14 protein-coding genes are annotated in these 16036 nt (G+C 62.7%); 7 read left to right on the forward strand and 7 right to left on the reverse strand.

Features of this window, described 5'->3' with window-relative positions; all coding sequences use genetic code 11:
* The first annotated feature begins 6 nt into the window (after positions 1-6).
* The 3 genes from PZL22_RS05590 to PZL22_RS05600 all read left to right on the forward strand — a co-directional run bounded on the left by PZL22_RS05590 (position 7) and on the right by PZL22_RS05600 (position 3752).
* Positions 7-1569 (forward strand): adenylate/guanylate cyclase domain-containing protein, encoded by a 1563-nt coding sequence (locus tag PZL22_RS05590; protein WP_003525791.1) that lies wholly within the window; start codon positions 7-9, stop codon positions 1567-1569.
* A gap of 115 nt (positions 1570-1684) precedes the next feature.
* Complete coding sequence (locus tag PZL22_RS05595) at positions 1685-2980, forward strand: hypothetical protein (protein WP_033048204.1); 1296 nt, start codon at positions 1685-1687, stop codon at positions 2978-2980.
* Entirely contained in the window at positions 2967-3752 is a 786-nt protein-coding gene (locus PZL22_RS05600) for a COG3904 family protein (protein WP_284718258.1), read from the forward strand. Before PZL22_RS05595 ends, PZL22_RS05600 begins: the two co-directional genes overlap by 14 nt.
* Before the next feature lie 88 nt (positions 3753-3840).
* On the opposite strand, the gene PZL22_RS05605 is transcribed toward PZL22_RS05600, so the two are convergent.
* The 5 genes from PZL22_RS05605 to PZL22_RS05625 form a co-directional block, all read right to left on the reverse strand.
* The gene (locus PZL22_RS05605; protein ID WP_033048183.1) at positions 3841-4638 is read right to left on the reverse strand and encodes a potassium channel family protein; all 798 of its coding nucleotides are present in this window, start codon (positions 4636-4638) and stop codon (positions 3841-3843) included.
* A 126-nt stretch (positions 4639-4764) separates the two neighbouring features.
* On the reverse strand, positions 4765-5565 hold the full coding sequence (locus tag PZL22_RS05610) for an inositol monophosphatase family protein (RefSeq protein ID WP_003525796.1): 801 nt from the start codon (positions 5563-5565) through the stop codon (positions 4765-4767).
* Positions 5566-5595: 30 nt separating this feature from the next.
* Entirely contained in the window at positions 5596-6657 is a 1062-nt protein-coding gene (locus tag PZL22_RS05615; protein WP_003525797.1) for an ABC transporter ATP-binding protein, read from the reverse strand.
* Positions 6654-8882, reverse strand: a complete 2229-nt coding sequence (locus PZL22_RS05620; RefSeq protein WP_003525798.1) for an ABC transporter permease — start codon at positions 8880-8882, stop codon at positions 6654-6656. Before PZL22_RS05620 ends, PZL22_RS05615 begins: the two co-directional genes overlap by 4 nt.
* Positions 8883-9048: 166 nt before the next feature.
* The gene (locus tag PZL22_RS05625) at positions 9049-10077 is read right to left on the reverse strand and encodes an ABC transporter substrate-binding protein (RefSeq protein ID WP_003525799.1); all 1029 of its coding nucleotides are present in this window, start codon (positions 10075-10077) and stop codon (positions 9049-9051) included.
* 179 nt (positions 10078-10256) lie between these two features.
* Between PZL22_RS05625 and PZL22_RS05630 the strand changes: the two genes are divergently transcribed.
* Positions 10257-11264: a LacI family DNA-binding transcriptional regulator gene (locus PZL22_RS05630; RefSeq protein ID WP_033048184.1), complete on the forward strand. Its 1008-nt coding sequence runs from the start codon at positions 10257-10259 to the stop codon at positions 11262-11264.
* Positions 11265-11751: 487 nt separating this feature from the next.
* Here PZL22_RS05630 and PZL22_RS05635 read toward each other — a convergent pair whose 3' ends face one another.
* Positions 11752-12444 (reverse strand): TetR/AcrR family transcriptional regulator, encoded by a 693-nt coding sequence (locus tag PZL22_RS05635; protein ID WP_003525801.1) that lies wholly within the window; start codon positions 12442-12444, stop codon positions 11752-11754.
* A 135-nt stretch (positions 12445-12579) separates the two neighbouring features.
* On the opposite strand from PZL22_RS05635, the gene PZL22_RS05640 reads away from it, so the two are divergent.
* The 3 genes from PZL22_RS05640 to PZL22_RS05650 are packed head-to-tail and all read left to right on the forward strand — an operon-like array spanning position 12580 to position 15526.
* On the forward strand, positions 12580-13602 hold the full coding sequence (locus PZL22_RS05640; RefSeq protein ID WP_033048185.1) for an efflux RND transporter periplasmic adaptor subunit: 1023 nt from the start codon (positions 12580-12582) through the stop codon (positions 13600-13602).
* Between the two features lie 5 nt (positions 13603-13607).
* The gene (locus tag PZL22_RS05645) at positions 13608-14849 is read left to right on the forward strand and encodes an ABC transporter permease (protein ID WP_003525803.1); all 1242 of its coding nucleotides are present in this window, start codon (positions 13608-13610) and stop codon (positions 14847-14849) included.
* Entirely contained in the window at positions 14846-15526 is a 681-nt protein-coding gene (locus PZL22_RS05650) for an ABC transporter ATP-binding protein (protein WP_003525804.1), read from the forward strand. Before PZL22_RS05645 ends, PZL22_RS05650 begins: the two co-directional genes overlap by 4 nt.
* Before the next feature lie 44 nt (positions 15527-15570).
* Here PZL22_RS05650 and rpiB read toward each other — a convergent pair whose 3' ends face one another.
* Complete coding sequence (rpiB, locus tag PZL22_RS05655; protein WP_284718259.1) at positions 15571-16017, reverse strand: ribose 5-phosphate isomerase B; 447 nt, start codon at positions 16015-16017, stop codon at positions 15571-15573.
* Positions 16018-16036: the final 19 nt, after the last annotated feature.

The raw sequence follows: 16036 nt of genomic DNA on the forward strand, positions 1-16036 counted from the left end.
GGGAAGATGACCGCCGGCAACGACTTCCAGCACCAGGCGATCGCCGCTCACGTGGCCCAGCGATTGGCCGGTCCGGCGCGGGCAATCCTGGGTTTCCAGGAACTGCTGGTCGAGCAGGCGCGGGATCTTGGTTTGATCCACATAAAGAGCGATCTCGACCGGATCGGTGCTGCAGCACGGCAACTGAACGGCTTTATCGATCGCCTTCTCGAGGGCACGGCCTGCGCTCTGGAGGAAGGAGAAGCGGAGGCGGAGGCAAGACTCCGCCACGACCTGCGCACGCCGCTCAACGCCATCATAGGCTATTCCGAAATGATCCTCGAAGAGGCAAGCGATGCGCCGGAGCATGCGCTGAAGGAAGACCTCCATGTGATACTGTCAGCGGCGGCAGAGCTCCTGAGGCAGGTCGACGCCATCGCCAGTCTTTCGCGCGGGGAAACGGTCGAGATGCTTCAACCGGGGGAATGCGCCGAAATCGACGCGGCAGGGCTCGAGCGACTTCTGTTCAAGGCGCAAGAGGTCGCATGGCCGGAACAGGGGGGCAGGATCCTCGTCGTCGACGACGTGGCCAGCAATCGTGATCTCCTGTCCCGGCGGCTGCGCCGCGAAGGTCACCGCGTGGTCACCGCCGAATCCGGCCTGTCCGCCCTGGCCAAATTGGCCGAGGACGAGTTCGACCTCATCCTGCTCGACATTCTGATGCCGGACATGAACGGCATCGAGATGCTGTCGCGATTGAAGTCCGAGGAGCGATGGCAGCACGTCCCGGTCATCATGATATCGGGCTTGAGTGATGTCACGGCGGTAGCCCGCTGCATCGAGGCCGGCGCCGACGACTATCTGACGAAGCCCTTCAATCCGATACTTCTGCGCGCACGGATCAACTCGACGCTCGAGAAGAAGCGCTGGCTCGACCGGGAGCACCGCTACCTCCAGCAGATAAAAACGGAAAAGCTGCGGGCGGATTCCCTCATTCGCGCGATCCTGCCCGACCAGATCGTTGCACGGTTGCAGGATGGCGAAGAGATCATCGCCGACCGCTTCGAAGAGGTCTCCATTCTCTTTGCGGATATCGTCGGCTTTTCGCCCATTGCAGCAAGGTTGACTGCGTCCGATCTGGTCAGGCGCCTGGACGGAATGTTCAGGAGGTTCGATCTGCTGACCGAGCAGCACCGTGTCGAGAAGATCAAGACCATAGGAGACGCCTATATGGCCGCCTGCGGGATCCCGGAGCCGGCGCCGGATCATGCCGACAGGATCGTGGCTCTCGGAAAGTCCATGCTTCGATCCTTGCAGGACATGGAAGCCGGGCCTGACCGTTTTCGGGTTCGGATCGGAATCCATACGGGGCCCGTCGTAGCCGGGCTGATCGGGCGGCTCCGGTTCGTCTACGACGTGTGGGGAGAAACGGTGAACATAGCGAGCAGGCTCGAATCCCAGGGGGTCGCCGACGTAATACAGATCTCTGAGGCAACCAGGCGCGCGCTGCGCGGTCCGTGGACGCTCGAGCGTCGTTGCGCCTTGGAGCTGCGAGGCATCGGCGCGGTGGAGACCTATCTCGTTCGATGACGCCACCTGCGGCGGATCTCCTGGCATCCCGGCTCTTCGCCGCATGGGCAGCCTTTATTCCGCCCGTTTCTTCATTCTCTGTTAAGGAATACATTCCTCTGAGGAGATGGTGCTCATGGCCCTCGGCGCATCCCAACGTTTGCATGACGGCGTTGCGGCCGTGGAAACCATGACGCGTTTTGCACTTGCGGTGCTGGCGCTTGCCTCGGGCGTCTATACCTATCTCGGCGTCCGCAGCATTCTCGACGGCTCCCCGACGTCGGTCTTCTTCGCGGCGATCATCTACTCGGCCTCGGTTTCCGTCGGCATCTACGCCTTCTGGTCCTATATGGCCCGCTTCTATCCGCATGTGACCACCCATACGGGCCGGGCCGCCATGCTGGGCGTGATGGCTCTGGGTGCGGCCATGATCATCGCCATGTCGAGCTGGCTCAATGCGGCGGCGCTGGCAGGTTCCGCCGCGCTCGAACAGCATCTCGCGGAAACGGTGGAGGATTATACCGCCGACCTCGACCAGGCGCATCAGAACGCGCTTGCGGCCCAGAGCCTGCTGCCCGACATCCAGCGCGCATCCGAACGCTTCGCTCAGCTTGCCGCCTCGGAGCGGCAATCGGGAGCGCTCACCGGCACGACCGGGTCCGGAAGCGTGGTGCAGCTTCTGTCGCAGATGTCGGCGCAGATGAAGGATCTGGAGAATGGCATAAACGCCTCCCGCGAACATGTGACGGTGCTTTTCAATCAGGGACAGAAGCGGCTCGAAACGATGCGGACGCTGGTCTCCGCGCCGGGTGCGGTCGCACCGCGTGCCGATCAGTTCTCCTCGGAAGTGGTGGCGCTCACAGGCGTCATAACGTCGCTCGGACAGACTTCGATCGCGCCTTCGATCCGCCGCGCCGCAGACGACCTGTCGCTCGGCTTCATCGCACCCGTGGCCGACGGCGGGGATGCCGATCTCGTCAATCGCCAGGACCGGGTGATGGAGACTGTGCGAGCCTCGGTGGCGGCGCAATCCAAGGTTCTCTCCGAAGCGGCTGACGAAATACTTGCGCGTGCGCCGGTGGCGGAGCGGCGTTTCGTTCCGCTTTCATCCGCGGAGGCGGTATTGCGCTATGCGACCGATTTCATTCCCGCCTGGGCGGGGGCCATTTCCATCGACCTGCTGCCGGGCGTGCTGGTCTTCATTCTGGCCGCGGTTCACAGCGCCATCCGAAAGCAGGAGGAGAAGCTGCCCTTTGCCGAGCGCATCACGGCGGCCGAGCTTCTGCAGGCCCTGGAAGTGCAGCGTGCCGTGACGGCGAACGGCGGGCAACTCGGCGACATAGCCGCTCAGGCAGAAGCGGAGGAGCCGAACAACATCACCAGCCTCGACCCGAGGACGCGTGCAAAGGATCGGTCGCATGAGGATCGATGAAGCATTCAAGGCGCTGGTTCGGATTGACGACGGTGTGTTGATGCGCGGCGCCTTCTTCGCAATGCTGGCGGCCGCGGGGGTCTTCCTGCTTATCGACATGCGCGAGATCGCTGCGATGAACGACGGACTGCCCCGTTTCGATCCGATGCTCGAGGATCGGCCGGTCCTGCCTCCGGCAGTAACCGAGGCTGCGCCCAACGGGCCGCCAGTCCAACCCGGAAGCTCCGACGAAGTACTGCGCCAGCCGATGAAGTTCGATCTTCGACCCGGCGGCGTCCTGCTCGCCGAGGGTACGATCGACCTCGGCGCCGGTTCGCGTTTCGCCGAAGAGATCGAAGCGCGCGGCGAATATGTCAGGACCGTGACCTTCAACTCGCCGGGCGGTTCGGTGGACGATGCGCTCGCGATGTCGAAACTGATCCGCGAGAAGAAGCTCGATACCAAAGTGGCAGCGAAGGCGCTCTGCGCGTCTTCCTGCCCGATCGTATTTGCCGGGGGCGTGGCGCGTGTGGCGGAAAAGGACGCGCTGATCGGCGTGCACCAGGTTTTCAGCGGCGGCGAGGAACGGCCGACACCGGCACAGGCCATGTCCTTCGCACAATCCACCACGGCCAGAGTCGCCCGCCATCTCGATACGATGGGAGTCGGCCCCGGCCTCTGGATCAACGCTCTCGAAACACCGCCGGACCGGCTCTATTACCTTACTGAAAAGGAGCTGGTTGATTTTCATCTGACCACGGAGCCGGTCGCGACAGCCAAGACGGATGGATAGGTGCTGCGGTTTTCCATGCGGAGATGCGCAGTATTTTAGCGTTAGAGGCTTTCACTGAAACAGTGAAAGCCTCACGCCTCGAAACGTCTCAGTCACCCTCATCGGGTATGTTGAGCAGATGACCGCAGGCCTTGCAGTGGACGGCATCGGTGTCGTGCCTCTGCAAGCCGCATTGAGGGCAGGGGAAACTGACCTTGTAGGGCCTGACGACGGCCTGGGCTAGCCTGACGAAGAGCGATATACCGACGATCATCGTGATGACGGAGGTGAGCTTGCCGAGCGTGCCCGGCAGGGTGATGTCTCCGAAGCCCGTCGTGGTGATGGTGGCCACCGTGAAATAGAGAGCATCGACGAAACCCTCGCCGCCTTCCCGGTGATAGAAGAACGTCGTGTAAACGAAGCCCGTGACAACGAAGAGGAACACGAGAAAGTTCAGGCAGGCACGGAAGACATCCTGCAGATGCGACCACCCGGCGCGGCGAAGACCTTCCAGCAGGAGCGGACTCTTGCCGATCGCCCAGATGCGCATCACCCTGAGGAATGCGAAGTTGAACAGCAGGTCGGGGAAGAGAAGCGTGCCGAGAATGATCACATCGACCCAGGTCATCGGCCGCCGGAGGAAACGCCCGATCGAAGGCGCGGCAAACGCTCTTGCGATGAGTTCGCAGCCGATCCATGCGGCGATGATGTAGTCGATGATGAGATAGGACGGACCTGCTCTCAGATAGGGGCCGAGGATGAAAAAGGCGAGGATGCTGAGGTCGATGATGGCAAGCAGCGCCTGCCAGCGCAGCGCCCACGGATCCCGCCCGCGTTCCAATCTCTGAAGCGCCAGCCTTGTCGAATTTAACTTCGAATGCGCCCGCGGCTGGTCAGTCATATCCATGGAGTTGAAATAGGGGACGCCGAATCCCGGGTCAAGGAGCAGGCTTAGCGGCTGAGGAACGTGGCGAACTCAAAGTTGCAGCCGCGGCGTTCAGGCTGCAATTCCAAGTCAGCGTCGGAGCGAGTGTCAGATGCCCGCGAGCTTCCTCAGGTCCTCGACTGCGCCGGGCGCGGCGGCAAGGACGATCGAGCCGCGGATCAAACTCTCTCCCTCAGTGGGGAAGGGCAGGTACCAGCCGCCCGCTTCCTGGACGAGGCAATAGCCGGCGAGGCAATCCCAGGCGTGCATGTAGGGTTCGTAATAGCCGACCAGACGTCCGGCGGCCACATAGGCAAGCATGAGTGCGCCGGAACCGTTGCGCATGAAGGTGCCGCCGGCCTCCAGCAGGTTTTCGACCATCTGTCCGACGAAGGCCGGCTTGACATAGTTGTTGGCGCCGAGCCCGGTCACGTGGTTGCGAATGGTGCGCGAGCCATCGAGTGTGAGCGCCTTGCCGTTTAACCGTGCGCCGAGGCCGAGTGCTGCCGCGTAGAGTTCACCATGGCATGGTGCGGCGATGACCCCCACAACCGGTATGCCGGCATGAATGAGGGCGATGGAGACGCACCAGTTGGGCATGCCGTTGACGAATGGGCTCGTGCCGTCGATCGGATCGACCGCCCATGTGAAGCCTGAGCGGCCGGGAACGAGGCCATACTCTTCGCCGAGCACGCCATCTTCCGGGTACGCCTCCGCGATTCGATCGCGGATGAGATTTTCGACTTCGCGGTCGGCGATGGAAACCAGGTCCTGCGGGTCGCGCTTCGTTTCGATGATCAGCGTTTCGCGCCGAGCGAAAAAATCGAGCGCCATCGCGCCCGCCTCGCGCCCGATGGTTTCGGCCAATGCCAGGCGGGCTTCGAGCCCGGGGACGACGTGAGATGTCATTAGGGAATCCTTGGTTGCAAATTGCCGGGGCTAACCGTTGATGAGGGCAATGCCGCGCTCCTTGAAGGCGATTGCCACATTCGTTTGGGGCGCAAGTGCCCGCTCCACCGCCGGGTCGACCACGAAGAGCGTCCCGGCTGCCGTCTTGACCTCGTATTCCACATGATCGCCGAGATAGGCCGTATGGGTAATTTCGCCTGAAAAACTGCCGGCCGCGGACGGCTCCAGCGTGATCGCGTTCGGGCGCACCGCGAGCTTCGCCGGTCCGGGGCGCATTCCGCGGCCGTTCACGCGATGCGTCAGCCGTTCCACGCGGATCGTGGCCTCGTGACCGTCTACGTCGATCACGTCGCAGGCAACGACGTTGGCTTCGCCCATGAAGTCGGCGATGAAGGCGGAGGCCGGCGTTTCGTAGAGTTCGCGCGGGGCGCCCTCCTGGGCTATGTTTCCGTCATGCATCACGATGATGCGGTCGGAGACGGCAAGGGCTTCGTCCTGATCGTGCGTGACATAGACAGCGGTGAAACCGAGCCGCTGCTGCAATTCACGGATTTCGGTCCGGACGCGGCGCCTCAGCCTTGCATCGAGATTTGAAAGCGGCTCGTCGAGGAGAAGAACCTGGGGCTCCAGCACCAGTGCACGGGCGACCGCGACGCGCTGCTGCTGCCCGCCGGAGAGCTCGGCGGGCAGGCGCTGACCCATGCCGGGCAGGCCCACGAGGGCCAGTCCTTCCTCGGCTCTTTCGCGCGCTTCCTTGCGCCTCATACCTGACGACTCCAGGCCGTAGGCCACGTTGTCGAGGGCGTTCATGTGCGGAAATAGGGCATAGGACTGGAAGACCATCGAGACGTCGCGCTCGTTCGCGGGCAGCATCGTCACGTCCTTGCCGCCGATCAGGATGCGGCCGGATGTCGGATGTTCGAGGCCGGCGAGCATCCGAAGCGTCGTCGTCTTGCCGCAGCCGGAGGGCCCGAGCAACGTGACGAGCGTGCCTGGCTCGATGGTCAGCGAAAGGTCGGGAATGGCGGTGAAGGCACCAAATTGCTTGCATATGTTCCGAAAGACGACGGAACCGGGAGCCACGACGGTCATGCGGTTTTCTCCTGGGGAAGGGGCACGGGCGCGCGGGCAACGGCCTGGACGCGGTTTTCGCGCCGAAGCCTGCGTTCGCCGACGACAAGCTGGAAGCCGGCGATGACCGCTATCATCACCACGATCAGCATGGAGGAATAGGCGATCGCCACGCCGTATTCGCCGTTCTCGACCAGCCCGACGATATAGGCCGTCGCCATGTTGTACTCGGCGCTGACCAAGAAGATGACGGCGCTGATCGAAGTGATCGCGCGCACGAAGGAATAGACGAGGGCGGCCGTGATCGCCGGCCGCAGAAGCGGCAGAATGACCTTGCGGATGGTACGGAAGCTGTCGGCCCGGAGCGTCAGAGATGCCTCGTCCAGGCTTCGGTCGAGCTGGCTCATCGCCGCCACCCCGCCGCGCACGCCGACGGGCATGTTGCGGAAGACGAAACAAGCAACGAGGATCAGCGCGCTGCCGGTCATTTCGAGCGGCGGCAGGTTGAAGGCCATGATGTAGCTGATGCCGATGACCGTCCCCGGAATGGCGAAGCTCATCATCAGGGCGAACTCGAAGAGTTCGCGGCCGGCGAACCGCTGACGGACGATCAGATAGGCTGTGAGGAGGCCGACGGCTGCCGTCAGCGGTGCCGATATGAGGGCGATCTCCATCGTCGTCCAGAAGGAGTTCCAGGCAACGCCCGTCCAGGCGATGCCGCCGTCGCGTATTTCGACGGAGAAAGCCTTGATGTAATGGGCGAGCGTCAACGAGTTGTCCAGCCCCCAGGTCTTCACGAAGCCGCCGACGAGGATCATGCCGTAAACGACGAGCGTGAAGAGCGCCCATGGGATCACCAGGGCATGGACCGCGATCGAAACAGTGCGGGGCAGCGCGGCGTGGGCGCCGCTGTCGCCCTTGCCGGTGACCGTCGCAAAGTTCCTTCCCGAAAGCCAAAAACGCTGCGCCAGAAAGGCCGTGAGCGTGAAACACAGGAGAATGATGGCGAGCACGGCGGCCCGGGAGGGGTCGTTCTGCGAGCCGACGACGGCGAAGAAGATTTCCGTCGAAAGCACGCCATGGCTGCCGCCTAGCACCAGGGGATTTCCGAAATCGGCCATGCTTTCGATGAAGCCGATGAGGAATGCATTGGCGAGACCCGGCTTCATCAGCGGCAGCGAGACGCGCCAGAAGGTGCGCCAGCGGTCTGCCCTCAGCGTCTGCGAGGCCTCCTCCATCGACGGGCTTACGCCCTCGACGACGCCGATCAGCACAAGGAAGGAGATCGGCGTAAAGGACAGGACCTGCGCAATCCAGATGCCGGTGAGGCCGTAGAGCCAGCGGCCGGGCTCGACGCCGGTCAGGGTGGACAGGGCTTCGGTGACGACGCCGGACCGACCGAAGAGCAGGGTCAGCGCCAGGCCGACCACGAAGGGAGGCGTGATGATCGGCAGCACCGTCAACAGCCTGAGGCTCCGTTTGTAACGGAAGCCTGTACGGGTCGCGACCAGTGCGAAGGCAAGGCCGAGGATGGTCGAGCCGCCGGCCGTCATCACCGCCAGCCAGAAAGTTCGCCAGGCAACCCCGCAACGCCCGCCGCCGATGACGCAGTCGAGACTCCAGATCGATGGATCGATGATGTTGCGAGTGAAGCCGTCCGGATTGAAGGAGCCGTCGAAATCCTGGAGGGCGCCGACCAGCATGCTCCCGACAGGATAGAAGACGAAGACGGCGACGAGAAAGACAAGGAGCGAGATGGCCGAGACGACGAACGCGTCGCCCTTCATCACGCCGCGTTCGGCGAGCCCGAAGGCGAAAAGGAGGACGAAGACGAGCGCCGCAAGCACAGCTCCCGCTCCCATGGAGGGCTGGCCCTCCGCAAGCGCGCCGAACAGCGCTTCGCTGATCGTCCAGTTCCAGCCGGAAAAGCCGATAGCGAGACCCTGAAGGGCAAGGACGACGATACCGCCGGCGCCTGCCCAGGCAAGAAGGCTTCCTCGCCGCGCTGGATCGGAGATGAAGCGGGCAGCCGCGGCAACCATCATGGTCAGAGCCGGAAGCATCAACCACCATTTACCGAAGGAAGTTATCTGAACGAGACCCGGCGCTGCGGCCCGATCTTCCGGAAAGACCCAAAGCCAGCCGAAACCGAAGAAGCCGCCGTCGATCCTGTACCAGGGAAGGAGCACGAAAGCGGCAAGCCCGAGAGCCAGCGCGATATCCAGTCTGCGGTTGTGAGTTTTCATGGATAGGCTTGTCCGTGCCGCCGTGTCGCGATGAGTTGCCCTGAATTCAGGCGAGATCGTTTCTGTTGGACAGAGCGCGACGGGAACAGCTCATCTGGCCGAGATTGTGGATTCGAGCCGGCCGTTTCCCGGCGGCTCGAATCCCCTCTGGAAGGCGCGTTGGCGATCAGTTCGCGGCTGCGCCGATCTCCCGATCCCAGCGCTCCAGGAGCTCTTTGCGCTTGGCCGGATCGCCGTAGGTCTTGAAGTCGTAATCGATCAGCTTGATGTCCTCGAACTTCGGCGCCTCTTCCGGCACCTTGGCCGTCTTGTTGGAAGGAAGCTGAAACGATTTCGCCTCCTTCATACTGGACTGCACGTCGGCGGAGAGCGCCCAGTCATACCATTTCTTGGCGTTGTCGAGGTTTTTTGCGCCCTTGATGATCGACATCGAACCGATTTCGTAGCCGGTGCCTTCGCAGGGCGCCACGGACTTCACCGGGAAGCCTTCCACTGTCTGCGCCACCGCATCGTGCATGAACACGATGCCGATTGCGGTTTCCCCCCGCGCCGCGGCCTTCACCGGTGCGGAGCCGGACTTCGTGTATTGCGACACGTTTGCGTTCAGCTTCTTCAGATAGTCGAAAGCCTCGTCCTCGCCCATGATCTGAACGAGCGTTGCGAGCGCCGTATAGGCGGTGCCGGAAGAATTGGGATTGGCAATCTGGACTTCACCCTTGAAGGACGGATCGAGCAGGTCCGCCCAGCACTTCGGCTCCTTTAGGTTCTTCTGCTTGAAGATCTCTGTGTTGTAGCCCCAGCCGAGCGCGCCGGCATAGACGCCGACCGTCCGATAGCCGGCGCTCTCGGCCTGCTTGACGGCCCATTCATGCAGCTCACCGAGCATCGGCGACTTGTATTCGAGCGTCAGTCCCTCGGAGGCGGCCTGCAGATGCGGGTCGCCGGTGCCCGCCCACCAGATGTCCGTCTTGGGGTTGCGCGCCTCGGCCCGGATCTTGGCGTAGGTTTCGCCCGAAGACAGGCGAACCATGTTGACGGAGATGTCGGTCTTCTTTTCGAAGGCGCCCTTCATCTGCTCGCAGATTACCACGTCGGCCGAGCAGATCAGATTGAGATTTCCATCGGCCCGCGCGGAAAAGGCAAAGAACGTCGCGCCCGCGGCGAGCGCTGCCGCGGCCAGTTTAACCAAACCCATCGGTTTCCTCCCAGATTGTGCCGGCGCCTCCGTGCCGGACGCTTTTTGCAAGCGCGTGCAAATGCTGCACGAGGATACGGGGAGTGTCAATGAAATTGTTCGATATTGCGCGATATGACTGCGTTGCACGCATTTGCAAAATAGTGCAATTCTTCGTGCAAGGTCGAGGAGAGATCGTGATGCCGCAGAAGCCGTTTGTCAGCGCCCAGGAAGTCGCAGAGCGGGCGGGAGTCTCACGTTCAGCCGTCTCCCGTACCTTTACGCCCGGCGCGAGCGTCTCGTCCGAAACACGGCGGAGGGTGGTGGAGGCGGCGGAAGCGCTCGGCTATCACGTCAATCATCTCGCGCGCGGACTGATGCGCAACGAAAGTGGCATCGTCTGCCTCATCGTATCCGAAATGAGCACGCCCTACCGTGCCAACCTGATCCGCGCGATGACGCAGCAATTGCAGAATGCCGGCAAGATCGCCATGCTGATCAACACCGACCGCTCCGACGGAAGCGTCGATCTCGCCTTGCGACAGGCAATCCGGTACCGCGCCGATGCATCGATCATCCTGTCCGGCATGCCCGACCGGTCGATTACGCAACTCTGCCTCAAGAACGGCCAGCGCCTCGTCCTCATCAACCGGGACGACGACCAGCAAGGCCCGCTTCGCATCAATCTCGATGACGCGGAGGCGGCGGGGCGGGTGGTCACCGCATTCATCCGGGCCGGCTGCCAGCGTCTTGCCTTCGCAAATTCGCAGGCCGGTACCCCGAGTCTGATGGCGCGCGAGCACGGTTTCGTGGCGGCGGCGAAAGCGATGGGGCTTCCGGTTCTGGTCGAGCGCCACGGGCCGACAAATTACGAGAGCGGCCGCGTTCTGGCGCAGCGGCTGCTGACGCTGGGTGAGCGCCCCGATGCGGTCTTCTGTGCCACCGATCTACTCGCCTGCGGCTTCATGGATGCCGCGCGGCACCAGTTCCGGGTCTCCATTCCCGATCAGCTCTGTGTCGCGGGTTTCGACGATATAGAGCAGGCCTCCTGGTCCTCCTATGACCTGACGACCTTCGCGCAACCAGTCGAGATGATAGCCCGTGAGGCCGTGGCGTGGCTCGTCAACGAGAGCGGGCAGGAGCCGGTCCACCATTCGGTCCGCTTTCGGCCCGATCTCGTCTGGCGCTCATCCGTTCGGGGAGGGTAGCTCCGGCTCGCCTTAGAACAGATGGTATTCGGCGACGTTTTAACGCGAATACCCCCAATTTGTTACTGGTTATAGTAATACGTTTGTGTAATATCCCACTTGCACCGACACATCTTCTTGCATCGCTATGGCTTGTAATGAGCTGTGCGGGAGAACGTATTGCCGTGTCCGTGCTGTCTTATTGAGCTGGTGGGAAATGAATGGGGCCCTGACCGACACCGGTCGGGGCCTTTCACTCGGTGAGCCCTGATTTCGTCAGAGCCTCGAATTGCGTGCGGTGCCCCCGCCCCGGCGAGGCCAGTCGCTGAAGCGCCAGGCCTCTGACCGTCTTCCCCCGTTCGAGACGGCTGACGAAGGACTAGCACGCATAATGCTTCGGCTCCACTGACCCATCAGGGCTACCACCGGTGAATATCGGGGATATCTGAGCAATTCCAAAGAAAAGTGCGCAGCGGTTTTCCGCCCGGAGGTGTGCAGCTTCAAGGAGCTAGACGGAAGCTTCCAGAAATGCGCGCGAAAAGCCCGGTTCCGTTACCTCGATCGTCCCTTCAGGGATCTTCAGCAACCTCTCGACGGCCATCCCGTAGGTGCGCATCCAGCCATCCAACGTCCGCGCCGCACCGTCCAGGTCCCCGGCTTCGGTCTGCTGCAGGGCCCGATGCATCGTCTTGGCGACGCCAAGCCGCAAATACAGCAGCATCGGTGCGAGGGCTTCAGGATCGGGCGCGTCGAGGCTCCCCTCCCTGTGACCGCGCCTCAGAAGTTCGGTCAGAAAGGGGAGTGTCACCGCGCTGACCGCTGCGTCGATGCGATGATAGAGGACGATGTTCTCCGGCTTGAAAAACGCGTTGAATGTATTCTTCAACTGCGGCGCCATTTCCACTTTCAGGCGCCGCGAACCCGCGAAAAGGGCATTCAGCTGGCCGACGGCATCGAGAGAGGGATCCTCGAATACCGTTTGCAGTTCCTTCAGGCTGTGGCGTGCCATGCGCGCGGCGACTGCCTCCAGCAGTGCCTCCTTCGAAACGAAGTAGTGATAGAACGCCCCCTTGGAAACATTCGCCTCCCGGATCACGTCGTTAACGGTCGTGTTTTCGTATCCCTGCTCGAAGAAGAGGCGTTCAGCGCAACCGATGAGCTCATTCGTTCTGACGTCAGGTGATTTCTTCACTCGTGGCATCGATTTGTCCTGAACCGGGGAAATACGTTCTACACGTGTTGGCAGGCTGCGCGAAGTCCTGCTCGCAATTATAGACCGACGGTCGGTCTAATGCTAACATAACAATAGATTGCGGGTGAATTTCAGGAGTAGTTCGTGCGGCTGATGCAGCAGATGAGGCGCTACGCGGCAGGTATTGCGATAGCCGCCGCAGTCGGTGCGGTTGCCTTCTGGCATGCGACCCGGGCGGTCCCCGTTTCGATCGTGACGCCGAAGCGCGGCGATGCGGCGGAGATCGTCTATGCCAGCGGGGTCGTGGAGCCGCGCGTCTGGGCAAAGGTCACTTCGACAGTGCGCGAGCGGATCGTCGAGCAGTGTAACTGCGAGGGCGAACGAGTGGAAAAGGGTGCCGTGCTCGCGCGCCTGGACGATACGGAGGCGCGGGCGATTCTGAGCGAGCTGCAGGCGCGCCTGTCGCTTGCCCAGGAAGAATACCGCCGCAAGCTCGCCTTGGCAGAAAGAAACACGATAAGCGAGCAGACCGTGGACAGGGCACGCACCGACGTCGCTCAATTGGAGGCGTTGATCGCGGGACAAGAGGCGCGGCTTGCCGCCTACGTGCTGCGTGCGCCCAGTGACGGGCGGGTGCTTCGGCAAGACGGTGAGATCGGCGAGGTCGCCGAGCCTGGGACAGTTCTCTTCTGGGTCGGAGAGCCGCGACCGCTGATCGTGGAGGCCGAGGTGAACGAGGAGGACATTCCGCGGGTCGAAGTCGGCCAAAATGCCTATCTTCGGTCGGATGCCTTTCCAGAGCGCGCGCTCGAGGCGGTTGTCGACAGCATTACGCCGAAAGGCGATCCTGTTACGAAGACTTACCGCGTCCGCCTTCGCCTGCCGGAGGACACGCCGCTCAGAATCGGCATGTCGACCGACGTAAACGTGGTGGTTCGCCTGTCGCGCAATGCTCTGGTCATCCCCGCGGCAGCGGTCAGTGGGACCAGAGTCGCGGTGGTTGAAGGGGGAACGGCGAAACTGCGCGAGATCGAAACCGGCATCCGTGGCACGGACGGTGTAGAGGTCCTTTCCGGCCTTGAAGAAACCGCACGCATAATCTCGCCCTTGTCCCCCGATTTTGCCGACGGGACTCGGGTGGATGTGGTGCAAACAGCGACGAATTGAACGCCATGCGCCTGATCTTCGACATCGCCTTGACGCACGTCGCCGGCCGCGGCCGCCAGACGCTCGTTGCGGTTATCGGTGTCGCTGTCGGCGTCGGCTTCTCGATCGCCATGGCGGCGCTGATGCAGGGCGGGCAGGACGATTTCGTTCGCCAGCTCGTCGACACGATGCCGCATGTCGATGTGACCGATGAGCAGCGCTCGGCGCGGCGGCAGCCGGCGGAAGACCTCTTCGAAGCCGTCGCCATATCCGGGCTGAGGCCGAGGGACGATCGGCGCGGCATCATCAATCCGACGAAAGCGGTCTCCTGGCTCGAAGAATGGATGCCCGGGCGGCTGGCCGCCGTCCTGAACGTGCAGGGCGTGATCCGCTACTCCGGCCGCGAAGTCGGCGCCGTGGTGATCGGCATCGAGCCGGAGAAGGAGGTGAAGGTCTCGCCCATCGTCGAGGATTTCGAGTCCGGCAGCTTCGCCGCGCTTGCGGCCGGCGGCAACAACGTCGTTATCGGCGATACGATGGCCTCGAGGTTGGGTGCCGGTCTCGGCGACACGATTACCGCCGTGTCGTCGGAAGGCCTTGCCCGCAACTTCAAGATCGTCGGCCTGTTTCATACCGGCACCACGGCGCGCGACGAAGGCGAGGCTTATGTTCTGCTGAAGAACGCCCAGATCCTGTCCAACCGACCGAATGCAATCAACGAGATCCGCATCAAGCTCGACGATCCGAACGCCGCGCCCACCATCGCGCGCCGAGTGGAGGCCGAACTCGGCTACAAGACGGTCGCATGGCAGGAGGCGAACGAGTCCATTCTCGAAGCGCTCGTCGTGCGCAACGTCATCATGTACACGGTCGTCGCCGCGATCATGCTGGTGGCGGGTTTCGGCATTTTCAACATCGTGTCCACCATCACGCACGAGAAGGCGCGCGACATCGCCATCATGAAGTCGCTCGGCTTTTCGCAAACCGACATGCGCCGTCTGTTCGTGATGGAGGGGCTGGCGATCGGCATCGCGGGTTCACTTCTCGGCTGGGCGCTCGGTTTTGCGATCACCTACGCGCTTTCCCGGGTGCGGTTCGAAATTGCGGCAACCGGCCAGGAAATGACCAGGTTGCCGATCGCGTGGAGCATTCTTCACTACGCCGTAGCGACAGCCTTCGCCCTGTCCTCGGCAGCGGTCGCCGGCTACCTCCCCGCCCGCCGCGCAGCACGCGTCAATCCGGTGGACATCATAAGGGGCGCGACATGAGTCCGCTGATCGAGGCTCGCGGCCTCACGCGTATATTGCATGAGACGGTTCCGGTAACGCTGGTGAAGGACATCGATCTCATCATCGAGGAAGGCGAGTTCGTGGCCGTTACCGGCCCTTCGGGGTCGGGAAAGTCGTCGCTGCTCTATCTCCTGGGGCTGCTCGACCGGCCGACGGAGGGTAGGCTGCGCGTCCGCGGCCGCGATACCGAGCCCATGAGCGAGAAGGAGCGGGCGGAGACCCGCCTCGCTACCATGGGGTTCGTCTTCCAGTTCCATTTCCTCCTGCCGGAATTTACCGCGCGCGAGAACGTCGAGATTCCCATGCGCAAGCTCGCCCGCCTCGGGCGCGACGAGATGCGGGCGCGGGCGACCGACTTGCTGTCCTCGCTCGGCCTCGCCGATCATCTCGACAAGCGGCCGGATCAGCTCTCGGGCGGCCAGCGCCAGCGCGTGGCGGTCGCACGGGCGCTTGCCAACGATCCGCCGCTGATCCTGGCAGACGAGCCGACCGGAAGCCTCGACAGCAGGAGTTCGGAGCAGGTATTCGCAATTCTCGACGGACTTGTCCGCGAGCGCGGCAAGACGGTCGTCGCGGTGACGCACGACCTGGACATGGCTGCTCGAATGGACCGGCGAATCCACCTCGTGGACGGCGAGGTCAGCAAGGAAGAATAGATGCGCGCGTTTCGCCGAACGGCGCGGAACCGGCCGGCGGATGCTCAGCGCTGCTCGTCCATTTCGGCAAGCTTGCGCACGCGGCGCCGGAAGTCCTCGTCGGTGGAGAATTCGGCAGCGAGGTAGGCTGCAACGAGATCCCTGGCCAACCATGCGCCGACGATCTGGGCGCCGATGCACATGACGTTGACGTCGTCATGCTCCACCGACTGATGGGCGGAATGCACGTCATGGCAGACCGCTGCGCGGATACCTTTCACCTTGTTTGCCGCGATCGAGGCGCCGACGCCGGTGCCGCAGACCATCAGCCCGCGATCCGCCTTGCCCTCGACGATCGAAGAAGTGACCATCTTTGCGATGTCGGGGAAGTCTACGGGGTTCGCATCGTATGAGCCTGCGTCGTACACCTCGTGGCCGAGCGAGGTGACATGGTCGATGATCGTGGCCTTGAGGTGGAAGCCAGCATGGTCGGAACCGATGACGATACGCATATTGGTGTCTCCTGGAGAA

Origin of the sequence: Ensifer meliloti, from assembly GCF_030064585.1 — a bacterium.
Lineage (GTDB): Bacteria > Pseudomonadota > Alphaproteobacteria > Rhizobiales > Rhizobiaceae > Sinorhizobium > Sinorhizobium meliloti.

What these genes read in the sequence shown, in the direction of transcription:
- PZL22_RS05590 (WP_003525791.1), top strand. Translation starts at nt 7, where the DNA reads ATGACCGCCGGCAACGACTTCCAGCACCAGGCGATCGCCGCTCACGTG.
- PZL22_RS05595 (WP_033048204.1), top strand. Translation starts at nt 1,685, where the DNA reads ATGGCCCTCGGCGCATCCCAACGTTTGCATGACGGCGTTGCGGCCGTG.
- PZL22_RS05600 (WP_284718258.1), top strand. Translation starts at nt 2,967, where the DNA reads ATGAGGATCGATGAAGCATTCAAGGCGCTGGTTCGGATTGACGACGGT.
- PZL22_RS05605 (WP_033048183.1), bottom strand. Translation starts at nt 4,638, where the DNA reads ATGGATATGACTGACCAGCCGCGGGCGCATTCGAAGTTAAATTCGACA.
- PZL22_RS05610 (WP_003525796.1), bottom strand. Translation starts at nt 5,565, where the DNA reads ATGACATCTCACGTCGTCCCCGGGCTCGAAGCCCGCCTGGCATTGGCC.
- PZL22_RS05615 (WP_003525797.1), bottom strand. Translation starts at nt 6,657, where the DNA reads ATGACCGTCGTGGCTCCCGGTTCCGTCGTCTTTCGGAACATATGCAAG.
- PZL22_RS05620 (WP_003525798.1), bottom strand. Translation starts at nt 8,882, where the DNA reads ATGAAAACTCACAACCGCAGACTGGATATCGCGCTGGCTCTCGGGCTT.
- PZL22_RS05625 (WP_003525799.1), bottom strand. Translation starts at nt 10,077, where the DNA reads ATGGGTTTGGTTAAACTGGCCGCGGCAGCGCTCGCCGCGGGCGCGACG.
- PZL22_RS05630 (WP_033048184.1), top strand. Translation starts at nt 10,257, where the DNA reads ATGCCGCAGAAGCCGTTTGTCAGCGCCCAGGAAGTCGCAGAGCGGGCG.
- PZL22_RS05635 (WP_003525801.1), bottom strand. Translation starts at nt 12,444, where the DNA reads ATGCCACGAGTGAAGAAATCACCTGACGTCAGAACGAATGAGCTCATC.
- PZL22_RS05645 (WP_003525803.1), top strand. Translation starts at nt 13,608, where the DNA reads ATGCGCCTGATCTTCGACATCGCCTTGACGCACGTCGCCGGCCGCGGC.
- PZL22_RS05650 (WP_003525804.1), top strand. Translation starts at nt 14,846, where the DNA reads ATGAGTCCGCTGATCGAGGCTCGCGGCCTCACGCGTATATTGCATGAG.
- rpiB (WP_284718259.1), bottom strand. Translation starts at nt 16,017, where the DNA reads ATGCGTATCGTCATCGGTTCCGACCATGCTGGCTTCCACCTCAAGGCC.